Source organism: Actinoalloteichus caeruleus DSM 43889 (assembly GCF_000429185.2).
Taxonomy (GTDB): domain Bacteria; phylum Actinomycetota; class Actinomycetes; order Mycobacteriales; family Pseudonocardiaceae; genus Actinoalloteichus_B; species Actinoalloteichus_B caeruleus.
This window is the reverse complement of the sequence record NZ_AUBJ02000001.1, coordinates 4,317,856-4,333,345: the sequence shown is the minus strand read 5'-3', so window position 1 is coordinate 4,333,345 and position 15,490 is coordinate 4,317,856. Positions and strand designations below refer to the sequence as shown.

Sequence of the window (15,490 nt, the reverse complement as noted above, 5' to 3'; positions counted from 1 at the left end):
CCCCGTCGGTTCCCGGTCAGTCCCCCGACAGTCCGGTGGCCACGGCGGCCTCCGGGTCGGAATCCACGAGGAACTGGCGGCAGCGTTCGAACTCGTCCTGCTCACCGATCCGCTCGGCCGCCAACGCGAGAGCGGCCAACGCGGACAGGAATCCCTGGTTGGGCCGGTGCCGCCACGGAACGGGGCCGTGCCCCTTCCACCCGGCCCGACGCAGCTGGTCGAGGCCCCGGTGGTACCCGGTCCTGGCGTAGGCGTAGGCGGCGACCGGGTCACCCTGCTCCAGTGCCCGCTCGGCGAGCGCCGCCCAGGCGGCGCTGAAGGTCGGATGGGCTCGGGCCACGTCCCCGGGGTCGGTGCCGGAGTCCAGCTCAGCCTGGGCTTCGGTGAACTCGGGCAGCAGTGTCGGGTCCGGTCCGAGCAGATTCGTGTGGCTCATGACCGCATTGTGTCGGGCCGGCCGCCATCGGCCCGCTCCGACCCCCGCCCCGGTCTCCGCTCGGACACCACGGGGCGGGGGCTCCGGCGAGCTCAGCCGGCGATCTTGCGACCGGCGGAGTGCAGGTTCTCGCAGGCGTGCGCGACCCGGGCGGCCATGCCCTGCTCGGCGGCCTTGAGGTAGCTGCGGGGGTCGTAGACCTTCTTGTTCCCGACCTCGCCGTCGATCTTCAGCACACCGTCGTAGTTGCTGAACATGTGGGCCGCCACCGGGCGGGTGAACGCGTACTGGGTGTCGGTGTCGATGTTCATCTTCACGACCCCGTAGGACACGGCCTCGTGGATCTCCTCCAGCAGCGAGCCGGAGCCGCCGTGGAAGACGAGGTCGAAGGGCTTCGAGCCCTCGGCGAGCCCGAGCTTCTTCGAGACGACGTCCTGACCCTGCTTGAGGATCTCCGGGCGGAGCTTGACGTTGCCCGGCTTGTAGACCCCGTGCACGTTGCCGAAGGTCGCGGCGAGCAGGTAGCGGCCGTTCTCGCCGCTGCCCAACGCGTCGACGGTCTTCAGGTAGTCCTCCGGCGAGGTGTACAGCTTGTCGTTGATCTCGTTGTCGACGCCGTCCTCCTCACCGCCCACCACGCCGACCTCGATCTCCAGGACGATCCGGGCCTTCGCCGCCCTGGCGAGCAGGTCCCTGGCGATCTCCAGGTTCTCGTCGATCGGAACGGCCGACCCGTCCCACATGTGCGACTGGAACAGGGGGTTCTCACCCCGGTTCACGCGCTCCTGGCTCACCTCGAGCAGCGGGCGCACGAAACCGTCCAACTTGTCCTTCGGGCAGTGGTCGGTGTGCAGCGCGATGTTCACCGGGTACTTCGCCGCCACCACGTGCGCGAACTCGGCGAGCGCGACGGAACCGGTCACCATGTCCTTCACCTTGGTGCCGGACAGGAACTCCGCGCCACCGGTGGACACCTGGATGATGCCGTCGCTCTCCGCCTCGGCGAAGCCGCGCAGCGCTGCGTTCAGTGTCTCCGACGACGTGACGTTGATGGCCGGGTAGGCGAACTCGTTCGCCTTGGCCCGGTCCAACATCTCCGCGTAGACCTCTGGGGTGGCGATGGGCATCGGTCTCCTCCTCGGGGCGTGCCGCTGCGCGACGTCGACGGGCGACGCGGAACCTGACGTTCCGTGCGCGTGAATCCTAGGGGCTGCGGGTCCGCGAACGTGACGTGAACTCCCCGCCGCCCGGGCGGGCGACACGTTCCGCGCGAGATCAACATAACGGGTGGCCGGAACGATTCAGCCGGGGAGGGGCGGGGGAACCGCCCACCCGACCTCGACCTCGACGCGACCGTTCGCCCGAACGGCGGCCACCACCCGACCGGACGGCGTACGAGCCCGTGCCGTGCCCAACGCCGCGCCACGTCGACGGGCGCGGCCCGCGACCGGCGGCGGGGGCGGGAGCTCAGCCGCCCGACGTTCCGAGCCAGGCCCCGAGCACCGGGGTCCACTCCCGGATCCGGGTCCGCGTGATCACACCGGCCGGGGTGTAGGGGTCCGCGGTCAGCACCTCCCGCAGGGCCGCCTCGTCCGGCACCTCATAGACGAGCAGGGCGCCGGTGTCGTCCGCCCAGGGACCGGCGGCGAGGAGCACTCCCCGCTCGGCGAGCGCCGCGAGGTAGTCGCGGTGCCGGGGGCGGGCGGCGTGTCGGGTCTCGGTGTCCGCGCTGTACGAGAACTCGACGGCGAAACGGGCCACGGGTACCTCCCTGCGATCGTTCGCTGGACCGTACCGCGCGCGCCCCCCTCCCCCAGCGCCGCCCGCACCAGCCGGTGGGCGCCCGACACGCGCGGCATCCGCCGCGACCGAGATCACAGAAGATCGTCCACCCGCGCACGCGGAGTGACCGCGCACCGGGGAACGTGAATGCGCGGAACCGGGCGACGCACTCCGAACACCCGCCCCACATTCCACTCCGGACCACACGGGGAATTCATCGACAAAAAAGGTTTTGGCAGGCCGCGCGGGCGACCTGCCAAAACCTCGGGAAATTCCTCGTCCGCTACCGACTAACTCAGTAGTCGATCGAGACGTACTCGAAGCCACCGTACTCCACGTCGTAGTTGACCTTGACCTTCACGCTGTACCAGTCAGCCGCCTCGAAGCGGAAGCGGGGCCCCCAGCCGTGGCCGTGGCCGTGGCCGTGGCCGTGGCCGTAGCCCTTGTCGTGGCCCTTGCCACTCTCCTGCTCGCCGGCCAGGGCCGAGGGGGCAGAGATCAGCAGGGGCATGGCCACGGCGGCGCCGACAACCAGAGTCCTCGCGACGTTCTTTCCGATACGCACAGTCCCGACCTCCGTCGAATTGCGATGATTTCCCGGCTGGCCCGTTGTTCCCCAGCCAGAAACCATCGTGCGGCAGCCCGGTGGGGCCGGCCACGGGAGACCGGGCAATTCCCTCTACCCAGTGAAGATCGGTTTTCGCCATGATTTTCTCCCGCCGTCGCGGACCTCGAGCGCGCATTCCCCGGGCGGCGGTGGGCCACACGAGCACCTGACCTGGCGAATTCCCTCGACCGAGGGCGTGCGCCGGGCGAGGCCCTCCGAGGGGCCCGGGGCGCCCCGCCACGGAGGCCCCGGCTCGCCGGTCTGGGTTACGAACACCCGGCGTACCTGGGTAACGTCTAGCCCGTGGGTGTGGAGAGGTTCCGCCGGGGCCCGGCACGACTGAGCGATCGGTCGAACGCACGTTCGGTCACCTCAGGAAGCTCGACATGTCCGGACCCGCCGCCCCCCAGACGCCGTTGACGCTGGAGGACCTCTACCGCCAGCACCGGATGCGGATGGTTCGGCTGGCGATCCTGCTGGTCGACGACATCTCCACCGCCGAGGACGTCGTCCAGGAGGCGTTCACGGGCCTGCACCGGAACTGGTCGGGCCTCCGGGACGCCGCCGCCGCCGTGGGCTACCTGCGCACCGCCGTGGTCAACGGCAGCCGGTCCGTCCTGCGACGCCGCAAGACCGCTCGGGAGTACGTGCCGCCGCACAGCCCGAACGCCCGGTCGGCGGAGTCGCTGGCCATGTTGACCGCCGAACACCAGACCGTGGTGCGCGCGCTCGCGCAGCTGCCACCCCGCCAGCGCGAGGTCCTGGTGCTGCGGTACTACGGCAACCTGTCGGAGGCGGAGATCGCGGAGGCCACCGGCATCTCGAAGGGCACCGTGAAGTCGACCGCGTCCCGCGCCCTCGACGCGTTGCAGGCGATCCTGCGGCAGGGCCAGGGCTGACCTCCGCGCGCGCCGGCCCACGCCTGGCGCCGCTCGGGTCGTCCCAGTCGCCCGGCACTCGGGCACCAGCGCACCGGCACCGCAGCCACCCCCGCCGGGCCGTCGGGGAGGGCCGTGGACCACGAGGGGCGGGGCGTCGCCACGCTCCCCGTCCGACCCCGGCGGCCTGGCTCCGGGCACGGCACACGCGCTCCCGGGACCGGTGGGGCACCGCCGGCCACCCTCAGGTGCCCGCCGACCACGTCGCTCGGTCCGGATCACCACCCCCGCCCTCGGGCCCACCGCGACCCGCCGGTGCGCATCCGCTCGGTGGAACCTCTCGCCATCGGCACGGCCGGTGGTGTAGACCACTAGGCGGCCGGGCTGGTCGCCTCGCGACAGCCGACGTTCGTCCTGGGGAGCATGCAGTGGGCGGGACGCCTTCCGAGGTCCGTGGTTCGATCAGCCGGGCCAGTGCGGTGTCCACGCTGGTCACCGGGGGCAGGGTGATCACACCTGACGGTGAGGTGACGGGCTGGGTCGCGATCGACGACGGCAGGATCACCGCCGTCGGTGACGGGCCCGCACCCGCCGCGCGGTCCGTGGTGGACGCCGCCGGCGGGTGGGTCGTCCCCGGTTTCGTGGACATCCACTGCCACGGCGGCGGCGGCGCGTCCTTCACCGAGGGGACCGCCGAGGCGGTCTCGACCGCCGTGGACGTCCACCGGCGCCACGGCACCACCACCCTCCAGGCCAGCCTCGTCTCGGCCGCACCCGACGAGCTGGTCCGGCAGATCGGGTCGCTGCGACCGGCGGTGCGCTCCGGCCTGCTGGCCGGCATCCACCTGGAGGGCCCGTTCCTGGCCGAGGGGCGGTGCGGTGCCCACGACCCCGCCGCCCTGTGCGCGCCGGAACCCGCGCTGGTGGACCGGCTGCTGGCCGAGGGAGGGGGAACCGTGCGGATGGTGACCCTGGCACCCGAGCTACCCCACGCCCTGCCCGCCGTGCGCCGTCTCGTCGGGGCCGGGGTGCTCGCGGCCGTGGGGCACACCGACGCGACCGCCGACCAGGCACGGGCGGCGGTGGACGCCGGCGCGAGGGTCGCCACGCACCTGTTCAACGCCATGCGTCCGCTCCACCACCGCGAGCCCGGGCCGATCGCGGCGCTCCTCGACGACGAGCGGGTCGTGGTCGAGCTGATCTGCGACCTGGTCCACCTGCACCCGACGGTCGCCCGGTTGGCCGCCCGGCACGCCGGCCCCCGGCGTACCGCCGCCGTGACCGACGCCATCGGCGCGGCCGGCGCGGGCGACGGCGAGTACGTGCTCGGCGGCCTCCCCGTCACGGTGACCGGCGGAGTGCCGCTGCTCCCGGGCGGGGCGCTCGCCGGCAGCAGCCTGACGATGGACCGCGCCTTCGCCAACCTGGTCCGGGGCTGTGGTCTCACCGTCGAGGAGGCCGTGCGCGCCACCTCGACCACGCCTGCCTCACTGCTGGGGCTCGACGCCGCCGTCGGGGCGGTGCGCCCCGGCCTCGACGCGGACCTCGTGGTGCTGGATGAGGAGTTCACCATCCGCGCCGTGCTGGCGAAGGGGACCCGGGTTCCGCCAGCGGGCACGTCCGACGAGGCCCCGCCGGTTGGTCACCCGTCGAGGTGACGATCAGTTCGGGGACCGCTCGGTATCCTCCCTCCCGTGGGAGATCCGTCGGATCCGGAGCAGGTGCTGTCCAAAGCGTTGCGCGCGCAGGCGCTCCAGGCCCGGTCCGACCCGCCCTCGGCTCCGGCGGAGGTCACCAACCCACCGCCGGACGAGACGGCGACCCAGCGCGGCCTCCTCCCCAGCGGCCGGGACCAACCCGCGGGCGGCGGGCGGCGGCTGGCCGTCGTCGCGGGGATCTCCCTCGGGCTCGGCCTGCTCTGCGGGGCCGTGGCCGGCGTCATCACCGTGCTCTGAGGCCCTCCCGCCGGGGCCACGCTCCCGTCCGCCGGCGGAGCCGCGTGCCGGAGCCGAGCCCCGCGTCATCCCGCCAGGTCACCCCGATCGGGGCTGGGCTGCCGCGAAGGCCCCGACGCCGCCCCCTCCGACGGGCGGTGGACCGCCGTCGCGGGCCGCTGCCCCTCGGGCGTCGCCAACGGAGCGCACGCCCGCCCCGACCCCGGGCCGCCCGACCTCGTGTGGCGGGGGACGGGGGTGCGGCGCGCCCGGTGGCGGTGTCAGCCCCGGAACATCGAACCCGGGTTGAACAACCCCCCTGGGTCCAGGGCGTTCTTGATGGCCCGGTGCGCGCGCAACCCGACCGGACCGATCTCCGTCGCGAGCCAGTCCTGCTTGATCTTGCCGACGCCGTGTTCGCCCGTCACCGTTCCGCCCAGCCGCAACCCGAGGGCGAGGATGCGGTCGAAGGCGACTCGCGCGGCCTCCGCCTCATCCGCCCTGGACGCGTCGTAGACGATGGTCGGGTGCATGTTGCCGTCGCCGGCGTGGCCCGTGACGGCGACGGTCAACCCGACCTCCTCCCCGATCTCGGCGCAGCCCGCGATCAGTTCGGCGATCCTGGTCCTGGGGACGCAGACGTCGTCGGTCAGCCAGGACCCCAGGGTCTCCAGGGCGGGCAGCACCGCCCGCCGGGCGGCCAACAGCAGCCGCCCCTCGGCGAGGTCGTCGGTGTGGTGGGTGAACTCGGCGCCGGCGTCCAGGCAGACCTGTTCGAGCCTCGAGACCTCGGCGAGCCCCGCCGCCCTACCAAGGTCCGACTGGCCGATGACCAGGGCAGCGCTCCCCGCGCCGTCCCCCAACTCGGTCGACAGGTGGCGTTCCACGGCCCTGACGCACACCGAGTCCATGATCTCCAGGAGGGAGGGGACCATGCCCTCCCGCACGATCCTGGACACCGCCACGCCGGCGGCTCCGGTGGAGCCGAAGGAGGCGACCACGGTCGCCGGTGCCTGGGGCAGCGGACGCAGCGCGAGCGTGGCGCGTGTGATCACGCCGAGCGTGCCCTCGCTGCCGACGAACAACCTGGTGAGGTCGTACCCCGCGACCCCCTTGACGGTGCGGCGCCCGGTCCGCAGCACCTCGCCGTCGGCGAGGACCACCTCCAGACCCAACACCGAGTCGGTGGTCACCCCGTACTTCACGCAGCACAGCCCGCCGGCGTTGGTGGAGAGGTTCCCGCCGATGGTGCACCAGTCGTAGCTGGAGGGGTCGGGCGGGTAGAACAGCCCGTGCTTCTCCACCGCCGACCTCAGGTCGAGGTTGACCACCCCAGGCTCGACCACGGCGACCCTGTTGTCCGGGTCGATCTCGACGATCCGGTCCATCCGCGTCAGCGCCAGGACGACGCACCCGTCGACGGCGTTGGCCGCTCCTGACAGGCCGCTGCCCGCCCCCCTCGGCACGATCGGGACACCGGCGGCCCCGCAGGCCCGCACGACGTCCTGGACCTCCTCCGTGGTGGCCGGCAGCACCACCGCGGCTGGTGATCCCGCCGGTGCGAGCGGCATCATGTCGCGACGGTAGGACTCGGTGACGTCCCGGTCCACCAGGACGTGGTCCGGCCCCACGGCGGCACGGAGGGCGGTGAGCAGGTCGACGTCGACGAGTGAGCCCATGTTGCCTGACGGTAGCCGTTCCGCCGGGTGACCGGAAGGACGCGCGACGGCGACCGCGGTGCTCGTGGCGGCGGGTCAACCGGAGGCCGACACCCCCGACCGCTCGACCGAGGCGGCCGCCTCCAACACCATCCAGGCGCCGAGCTGGACGGACAGGTCCCGTTCCGGGATGACGTCGGGGCTGACGGCGCCCTCGCCGCCCCGTGGGCGTTCGGACAGGGCCGGTGGCCGGGGCGGAACCCGGGCCGGTCGGTTCCAGTCCGCCGGGAACAGCGGGCCGGAGTCGACCACCCGCCGGTTGCGCCAGACCGCCTCCGCCGAGGCCAGGACCAGCTCGGCCGCCAGGGCCCGCGATCCGACGTCCGCCGGCGGGAGCCGGGCGACGGCGAGCGCGAGGTAGCGGGCGAGGATCCCGGAGAACAGTCCCCCGTCGCCGCCCCCGTGGGTCCGCAACGCGCCGCTGGAGGTGACCAGGCGGGTCGCGACGGCGTCCACGGTGCGCCTGGCCCGCAGCCACCACCGCTGCTCGCCGGTCGCCGAGGCCAGTTCCAGGGCGGCGCCGAGGTACACCCCCTGGCAGTAGGTGTAGACGCGGCGGACCACCCGGCGCACGCCGCCCCGGTAGTCGACCCGGGCCCCGTCCCAGACCAGGCCGGTCACCGGGTCCACCAGGGTGGTCTCCAGCCACTCGGCGATCGCGACCGCCCGTTCGAGCCCGTGACCGGGGGCGTCGGTGCCCAACCTCGCGTGCAGGATCGCCGCCGGGCCGTTGGCGGGCGTGTTCTTGAAGTCGTCGTGGTACCGGGCGTGCCGCCGCCACCAGATCCCGCCACCACCGTGCCGGGTCCAGGCGGCCCGCAGTTCGGCCTCCACCGCGCGCAGGGCGTGCTGGTGCCGCTCCCCGGTCACCTCGCCGGCGCGGTGCAGGGCCAAGCCGAGCCAGGCCATGTCGTCGTAGTAGTCGTTGGTCCAGCCGAGGTTGCGCAGCACCACGCCCCGCACCAGGCGGTTGAGCGCGGTCCTGCGCGCCCGGCTCGGGTCCCGGAGCTCGGCGTCGACGAGGCAGTCGATCAGGTGCGCCTGCCACCAGTAGTTCCAGGGTCCGACACCGAGGCGCAGGGCGGCGCTCGGCGGCCAACTGGCGAGGCCGATCAGGGTGCCGGGCAGCCCCCACACCCCACGGAGGTGGCGCTGCCGAACGGCGCGTTCGGCGACCTCGGCTCGCGCGGCCCACACCCGCCGCCGCGTCGGCAACAGTTCCTCGGTCATGCGCACATCGTGCCCTCAGCGGCGGGGACGGCCGCCCGGATGACACGGCCGGCGGCCCTTGTTCACCAGGCCAGGGTCAGGTCGGCGTGGTCGCGGACCCAGGCGTGCATGACGATCCCCGCGGCGACGCCGGCGTTGATCGAGCGGGTGGAGCCGAACTGGGCGATGGAGACGAGCAGGTCGGCGCCCTCCCGCGTCTCCGCGCTCAGACCGCTCCCCTCGTGCCCGAAGACGAGGACGCTCTCGCGGGGCAGCGCGGTCTCCTCCAGCCGCACCGAACCCGGGGTGTTGTCCACCCCGACGACCGCCAGCCCGGAACGGGCGGCGAACCCGAGGAGGCCGGCCACCTCGTCATGGTGTTCCAGGTGCTGGTACCGGTCGGTGACCATCGCACCCCGCCGGTTCCACCGACGCCGACCGACGATGTGGACGGCACGCGCCCCGAACGCGTTGGCCGTGCGGACCACGGTCCCGATGTTGTGGTCGTGCTGGAAGTTCTCGATGGCCACGTGGAACGGGTGCCGACGGGTGTCGAGCTCGGCGACGATCGCCTCCCGCCGCCAGTACCGGTAGGCGTCGACCACGTTGCGCCGGTCGCCGTCGCGGAGGAGTTCGGGGTCGTAGTGCTCGCCGTCCGGCGGCGGTCCCGCCCAGGGGCCGACTCCCACGACCGGGCCCGAGGGGGTCCACTCCGTCGGGCCCACCACCGCCGGCTCCGGCCCCACCACCGGCGAGGGCTCGGCCTCGGGCGAGGGGCGGCGGGCGGTGGTCGGAGCGGAGTCGCGGTAACCAGGGGAGCCGGCGGTCACTGCCAGCCGCCGGGGCCGGCCGGGCCCTGCGGTGGCTGCCCCTGCCCGGGGTGCGGCTGGCCGTACTGCTGCGGCGGCTGCGGCTGCCCGTACTGCTGCGGCGGCTGGCCGTGGACCTGGGGACCGGGCTGCTGTCCGTACTGCGGGCCCCCGGTGGGCTGCTGGAGCTGCGGCGCCGCCGGCGGCCCGCCGGTGAGGGAACCGAAGGCACCGGACAGCGACGGGGTCGCGCGGGCGTTCGGGTCGTCGACCTCGAAGTAGTCCGCCTTGGTGATCTTGGCCATGCCGGCGACGATGGAGGAGGGGAACGACTCGACCCGGGTGTTCAGGGCCCGCACGTTCCCGTTGTAGAAGCGACGACCGGCGGCGATGCGGTCCTCGGTCTCGGCCAGCTGCTTCTGGAGGTGGAGGAAGTTCTGGTTCGACTTCAGCTCCGGGTAGCTCTCGGCGATGCCGAAGAAGCCGCGCAGCGCTCCGGACAGCTGCTGCTCCGCCTGCCCCTGGTCGTGGACGCTGGCGTGCGTCTGACGGGCCTGCATCGCCTGCGACCTGGCGGCGATCACCTGTTGCAGCGTCGTCTGCTCGAAGTGGGCCGACGCCCGCACGGTCTCCACGAGGTTGGGGATGAGGTCATGACGTCGTTGGAGCTCGACGTCGACCTGCCGCCACGACTCCTCGACGGTGTTCCGCTGGGCGATGAACCGGTTGTAGCTCACGACGTAGCCGATTCCGACCACGACCGCGAGCACGAGCAGGACCACGAGGATCACGAGCAGGGCATCCACGCCCGCAGGTTACCCGTCCACGCGGGTCGGGAAGAGGGCTCCGCGAAAAAATCCCGACGCGAACCTCACACCGTCGGCGCCGGGACCCGTGGCCGGGGCGACGCTCAGAGCCCCAGGTCGTCGAGGTCCAGCAGGTAGCGGTAGGGCAGGCCCGCAGCCTCGATCCGCTCACGCGCCTCGGTCTGCCGGTCCACGACGGTGGCGACGCCCACCACCTCGGCGCCCCCGGCACGCAGGGCCTCGACGGCTGTCAGCACGCTGCCACCGGTGGTGGAGGTGTCCTCCACCGCGAGCACCCGACGACCGGTGACACCGGGTCCCTCGATCTGCCGCTGCATCCCGTACTGCTTGGTGGCCTTCCGCACGACGAAGGCGTCCAGCGCGAGGCCATCGGACGCGGCCGAGTGCAGCATGGCGCCCGCCACCGGATCGGCGCCGAGGGTGAGCCCTCCGACCGCCTGGAAGTCCCAGTCGCTGGTCAGCTGCCTGAGCAGCCGGCCGATCAGCGGTGAGGCCTGGTGGTGCAGCGTGGCCCTGCGCAGGTCGACGTAGTAGTCGGCCTCGGCGCCCGAGGACAGGGTCACGGTGCCGTGGACGACCGCGAGCTCCCGCACCAGGCGGGCCAGCCGAGCCTTGTCCTCGGAATCCACGTTCGGGGTGGGGGAGTTCGATGCCGCCGCTTCTCGCACGGTTCGCTAGCTTCGCACAGCCCCGGACCGGCACCGGCCGCCGGTCCGGGAGGCCACCCCGGTTCCGGCGGGGTCAGTCCCGACCTCGGGCGGTGCGACCGGCGACCCGGCGGACCAGCCAGCGGGGCAGCAGCCGCGAGACCGACGCCAACGCCTTGTACTGGTTGCCCGGTACGGACACCGCGCGACCGCGCCGCAGGTCACGCAGTGACTCGTGCACGACGAAGTCCGCGTCCAGCCGGAACGACCGGGGCAGGCCGGACATGTCGATGTCGGCCCGCTCGTGGAACTCGGTCCTCGTGAACCCCGGGCACAACGCGAGCAGGCGGACCCCGCTGCCCCGGGTCCCCGCCGCCAGGCCCTCGGTGAACGACGTCACCCAGGCCTTGCTGGCGGTGTAGGTGGAGCCCCGCCCCGGCAGGAAGCCCGCGATGCTGGACACGTTGATCACGTCGCCACCCCGCCGCGCCAGCATGCCGGGCAGCGCGGCGTGGGTCAGCTGGAGCACCGCGGTGACGTTGACCTCCAGCTGCGAGCGCAGCGCGGAGAACTCGTTGCGCTCGAAGTGGCCGCCGGTGGAGAAACCGGCGTTGTTGACCAGCAGGTCCACCGGTCGCTCCTCGTCCCGGAGGCGGGCCGCCACCCGGTCGCGGTCGGCGGCCTCGGCGAGGTCGGCGGTGATCGTCTCGGCCTCCACCCCGTAGCGGTCACCGAGCTCGGCGGCCAGGGAACTCAGCTTCGACTCGGTGCGGGCGACCAGGACGACGTCGTACCCCTCGGCGGCCAGGCGGCGGGCGAAGGACAACCCGATTCCCGAGGTTGGACCGGTGATCAGCGCGGTGGGCATGTACCGCACGGTAACAACCTGAACGAGTGATGGGGGTGAGTCGCACGGAGTCGGACTCCGCTCGGGGTCAGGTCGGCGAGGCGTTCCGCCGGCGGCGGGATCAGGACTGGCTCGAAGGCCGGAAGATGCGCTCGTCCTCCTGGTCGACGGTGAGCGCGTGGGTGCGCTGCTGCTCCCGCTCCTCCTCGTCCACGGGGTCGATCAGGTCGGCGATCTCCCCGACGTCGCGCAGCAGCCGCTCCAGGCGGGAGGGCGAGGCGTTGGAGGGCGCGGCGGCCAGCACCCACTCCTTCTCCAACCAGACCACGGTGACGTCGTCGCCGACCTCCTCCGCAGCCTCGACCAGGTCCGGTGTGATCAGCTGGCGCGCGGCCGACAACTGGGTGACGAAGGCGTACCGGGAACCGACGGGCCCGAGCAGGTCCAGGCCGGACTCCTGCGGGACGGGGACGCTGGGCAGCCAGAGCTCCACCACGACCTCGTACTGCTGGCGGCAGCGCACCGCGACCAGCACGGCGCCGGCCTTCCCGCCCGACTCGTGGTCGAACACGTACACCTGTCGCCGGCCGTCGGCGGTGAAGGTGGAGCCCGCGACCACGTCCCTGGCGACGCCGCCGCTCTGCGCCGCGAGGAAGCCGTGGCTCCACCGGGTCGGCAGCACCTGGTCGCTCTCGGCGAACTGCCAGCCCCGCAACGCCGCCCATCGACGTCGTTCCCGGTTGCGCGCGCTGCGTTGCGCCGTGTCGGTGGCGAGCAGCGCGACACCCGCCATGGCGAACACTACGGCCGCCGTGAACCACACCCAAGTCGGCATCCCCACACTCCGCAGGGTAGCGAGCCAGGGCACGTTCACGAAGATCGTATGCCCGGTTGTTCGCGAATTGACCGGAAGTAGCGGCGGGTGGCGGTGAACCGGCTGCTCAGGGAGCGGTGCGGGGCCCAACGTCCGACCGGGGCGGACCGCCCCCGGCGGGTCGGGGTCAGGCCCGCCCGGTGACCAGCAGGCGGTTGGCGCCAGGGGCGCTGTCGTCGACCTCCACGACCACCTCGTTGCCGTCCCGGATCTCGCCGGACAGCAGCTTCCGGGCCAGCTGGTCGCCGATCGCGGTCTGCACCAGCCTGCGCAGCGGCCGGGCGCCGAAGACCGGGTCGAAACCGTTGAGGGCGAGCCAGTCCTTGGCCGCCCTCGACACGGTCAGGGTCAGGCGACGCTGCCCCAACCGCCGTCCCAGTGCCTCGATCTGGATGTCGACGATGCTGGTCAGCTCCTCCGTGGACAGCGAGTGGAAGACGACGAGGTCGTCGAGCCGGTTGAGGAACTCGGGCTTGAAGTGCTGGCGGACCACGGCGAGGACGGCATCCCGCCGTTCCCGTTCTCCCAGGGTGGGGTCCGCGATGGCCTGCGACCCGAGGTTGGAGGTGAGCACCAGGATGGTGTTGCGGAAGTCGACGGTGCGCCCCTGCCCGTCGGTGAGCCGGCCGTCGTCGAGCGCCTGGAGGAGGATGTCGAAGACGTCCGGGTGGGCCTTCTCCACCTCGTCGAGCAGCACCACCGAGTAGGGGCGGCGGCGGACGGCCTCCGTCAGCTGCCCGCCCTGGTCGTAGCCGACGTAGCCGGGAGGGGCACCCACCAGCCGGGCCACCGAGTGCTTCTCGGAGTACTCCGACATGTCCACGCGGATCATGGCGCGTTCGTCGTCGAACAGGAAACCGGCGAGCGCCTTGGCGAGTTCGGTCTTGCCCACGCCCGTGGGGCCGAGGAACAGGAACGAGCCGGTGGGCCGGTCGGGGTCGGCCACGCCGGCCCTGGCCCGGCGGACCGCGTCCGAAACCGCGCGCACCGCCTCGGCCTGACCGATCACCCGAGCCCCGACGGCCTCCTCCATCCGCAGCAGCTTCGTCGTCTCCCCCTCCAGCAGGCGGCCGGCGGGGATGCCGGTCCACGCGCTGACGACCTCGGCGACGTCGTCGGATGTCACCTCCTCCTGGAGCATGACCTGCTGTTCCCGACCGTTCTGCGTGGCGGCGTCGAGTTCCTTCTCCAGGCTGGGGATGCGCCCGTAGCGCAGTTCCGCCGCCCGCCCGAGGTCACCATCCCGTTCGGCCCGTTCGGACTCGCCACGCAGCTGTTCCAGCTGCCCCTTGAGCTCCCGAACCCGGTCGATGGAGGTCTTCTCGTTCTGCCAGCGGGCGGTGAGACCGGCCAGGGCCTCCCGGCGCTCGGCGAGCTCCGCCCGCAGGGCGGCCAACCGCTCGCGCGACGCCTCGTCCGCCTCCTTGGCCAGCGCCATCTCCTCGATCTCGAGCCGCCGCACGGCCCGCTCCACCTCGTCGATCTCCACCGGCCGGGAGTCGATCTCCATCCGCAGGCGGGACGCGGCCTCGTCCACCAGGTCGATCGCCTTGTCCGGCAGGAACCGCGCGGTGATGTACCGGTTGGACAGCGCGGCCGCCGCGACGAGGGCGCTGTCGGTGATCCGCACCCCGTGGTGCACCTCGTAGCGTTCCTTAAGGCCCCGCAGGATCCCGACCGTGTCCTCCTCGGAGGGTTCCCCCACCATGACCTGCTGGAAGCGTCGCTCCAGGGCCGGGTCCCTCTCGATGTGCTCCCGGTACTCGTCGAGCGTGGTCGCCCCGACCATGCGCAACTCGCCCCTCGCCAGCATCGGCTTGATCATGTTCCCGGCGTCCATGGCGCTCTCGCCGGTGGCGCCCGCTCCCACGATGGTGTGCAGCTCGTCGATGAAGGTGACCACCTGGCCCGCCGAGTCGGTGATCTCCTTGAGCACCGCCTTGAGCCGTTCCTCGAACTCGCCCCGGTACTTCGCGCCGGCGACCATCGACCCGAGGTCGAGTCCGACCACCCGCTTGCCGCGCAGGGACTCCGGGACGTCACCGGCCACGATGCGCTGGGCCAGGCCCTCGACGATGGCGGTCTTGCCGACCCCGGGCTCCCCGATCAGCACCGGGTTGTTCTTCGTCCGGCGGGACAGCACCTGGACCACCCGGCGGATCTCGGTGTCCCGACCGATCACCGGGTCCAGCTCACCCCGGCGGGCGCGCTCGGTGAGGTCGACGCCGTACTTCTCCAGCGCCTGGTAGGTGGCCTCCGGGTCGGGGTTGGTGACGCGGGCCGAGCCTCGGACCCGGGTGAAGGCCTCGCGGAGGTTGTCCGGGGTGGCGCCGTGGTCGCGCAGGAGGTCGGCCACCCGTCCGCCCTCCTTGGCCAGCCCCACCAGCACGTGCTCGGTGGAGACGTACTCGTCGCCCATCTCGGTCGCCAACCGCTGGGCGTGGGTGACGGAGCGGACCGCCTCCGGTGACAGCTGGGGCGCGTTCACCGTGGCGCCCGTGGCCGAGGGCAGGCCGGCCGTGAGGCGTTCCAGATCGCCCCGCAGCGCGGCCGGATCGACGCCGACCGCGGAGAGCAGCGGCGACGCCACTCCGTCCCCCTGGGCCAGCAGGGCACCGAGCAGGTGGGCCGATGACACGTCGGGGTTGCCGGCCAGCGTGGCGGCCCGCGCCGCGGCGGAGATCGCCTGCTGGACCTTCGTGGTCGGATTGAACGCGTCCATCCCTCACCTCGTCAGCTCGTACACCTGGTCGGCTCCCGGGGCTCCGAGCCCCGACCGGAGCCGCGCCCTCGCCCGACTCCGCTCATCCACACGTCCAACGTCAGAAAAGTTGAGCCAGTTCCACTCAACCACGTATCCGGGTGTGGTGTGGACCACGAGGGCACGGCGAAACCCCGCCCCGGAGTGGACGCGCCGAGGCG

General features: G+C 72.7%; 14 protein-coding genes and 1 pseudogene. 3 read left to right on the top strand and 12 right to left on the bottom strand.

The window, feature by feature from the left end; genetic code table 11:
* Positions 1 to 16: 16 nt before the first annotated feature.
* The 4 genes from G443_RS17195 to G443_RS17180 form a co-directional block, all read right to left on the bottom strand.
* On the bottom strand, positions 17 to 436 hold the full coding sequence (locus G443_RS17195; RefSeq protein WP_026419717.1) for a DUF3151 domain-containing protein: 420 nt from the start codon (positions 434 to 436) through the stop codon (positions 17 to 19).
* Between the two features lie 92 nt (positions 437 to 528).
* A complete protein-coding gene (gene fbaA, locus G443_RS17190) occupies positions 529 to 1,563 on the bottom strand; it encodes a class II fructose-bisphosphate aldolase (RefSeq protein WP_026419718.1) in 1,035 nt (344 codons plus the stop codon).
* Positions 1,564 to 1,903: 340 nt separating this feature from the next.
* Positions 1,904 to 2,197, bottom strand: a complete 294-nt coding sequence (locus G443_RS17185) for a YciI family protein (protein WP_026419719.1) — start codon at positions 2,195 to 2,197, stop codon at positions 1,904 to 1,906.
* Positions 2,198 to 2,513: 316 nt separating this feature from the next.
* Positions 2,514 to 2,783, bottom strand: a complete 270-nt coding sequence (locus G443_RS17180) for a hypothetical protein (protein WP_162147318.1) — start codon at positions 2,781 to 2,783, stop codon at positions 2,514 to 2,516.
* A 374-nt stretch (positions 2,784 to 3,157) separates the two neighbouring features.
* On the opposite strand from G443_RS17180, the pseudogene G443_RS17175 reads away from it, so the two are divergent.
* From G443_RS17175 to G443_RS17165, 3 genes and pseudogenes are all read left to right on the top strand, one after another.
* Positions 3,158 to 3,724, top strand: a pseudogene (locus G443_RS17175) (SigE family RNA polymerase sigma factor); the annotation flags it as partial.
* Positions 3,725 to 4,131: 407 nt separating this feature from the next.
* Positions 4,132 to 5,361 (top strand): N-acetylglucosamine-6-phosphate deacetylase, encoded by a 1,230-nt coding sequence (nagA, locus tag G443_RS17170; RefSeq protein WP_081715571.1) that lies wholly within the window; start codon positions 4,132 to 4,134, stop codon positions 5,359 to 5,361.
* Between the two features lie 36 nt (positions 5,362 to 5,397).
* Positions 5,398 to 5,658 (top strand): hypothetical protein, encoded by a 261-nt coding sequence (locus tag G443_RS17165; protein ID WP_030104364.1) that lies wholly within the window; start codon positions 5,398 to 5,400, stop codon positions 5,656 to 5,658.
* Between the two features lie 260 nt (positions 5,659 to 5,918).
* Here G443_RS17165 and G443_RS17160 read toward each other — a convergent pair whose 3' ends face one another.
* The 8 genes from G443_RS17160 to clpB form a co-directional block, all read right to left on the bottom strand.
* Positions 5,919 to 7,316, bottom strand: a complete 1,398-nt coding sequence (locus tag G443_RS17160; protein ID WP_026419723.1) for an FAD-binding oxidoreductase — start codon at positions 7,314 to 7,316, stop codon at positions 5,919 to 5,921.
* Positions 7,317 to 7,391: 75 nt separating this feature from the next.
* Positions 7,392 to 8,585: a glycoside hydrolase family 76 protein gene (locus tag G443_RS17155; protein ID WP_035292524.1), complete on the bottom strand. Its 1,194-nt coding sequence runs from the start codon at positions 8,583 to 8,585 to the stop codon at positions 7,392 to 7,394.
* Positions 8,586 to 8,647: 62 nt separating this feature from the next.
* Positions 8,648 to 9,292, bottom strand: coding sequence for a TrmH family RNA methyltransferase (locus tag G443_RS17150; RefSeq protein WP_081715593.1), 645 nt, complete (start codon positions 9,290 to 9,292; stop codon positions 8,648 to 8,650).
* Between the two features lie 98 nt (positions 9,293 to 9,390).
* Entirely contained in the window at positions 9,391 to 10,179 is a 789-nt protein-coding gene (locus tag G443_RS17145) for a LemA family protein (RefSeq protein WP_155886210.1), read from the bottom strand.
* A 104-nt stretch (positions 10,180 to 10,283) separates the two neighbouring features.
* Positions 10,284 to 10,868: an orotate phosphoribosyltransferase gene (gene pyrE, locus G443_RS17140; protein WP_051314169.1), complete on the bottom strand. Its 585-nt coding sequence runs from the start codon at positions 10,866 to 10,868 to the stop codon at positions 10,284 to 10,286.
* Between the two features lie 73 nt (positions 10,869 to 10,941).
* On the bottom strand, positions 10,942 to 11,715 hold the full coding sequence (locus tag G443_RS17135; protein ID WP_026419728.1) for an SDR family NAD(P)-dependent oxidoreductase: 774 nt from the start codon (positions 11,713 to 11,715) through the stop codon (positions 10,942 to 10,944).
* A 100-nt stretch (positions 11,716 to 11,815) separates the two neighbouring features.
* Complete coding sequence (locus G443_RS17130) at positions 11,816 to 12,529, bottom strand: TtfA family protein (protein ID WP_026419729.1); 714 nt, start codon at positions 12,527 to 12,529, stop codon at positions 11,816 to 11,818.
* 166 nt (positions 12,530 to 12,695) lie between these two features.
* Complete coding sequence (clpB, locus tag G443_RS17125) at positions 12,696 to 15,290, bottom strand: ATP-dependent chaperone ClpB (RefSeq protein ID WP_026419730.1); 2,595 nt, start codon at positions 15,288 to 15,290, stop codon at positions 12,696 to 12,698.
* Positions 15,291 to 15,490: the final 200 nt, after the last annotated feature.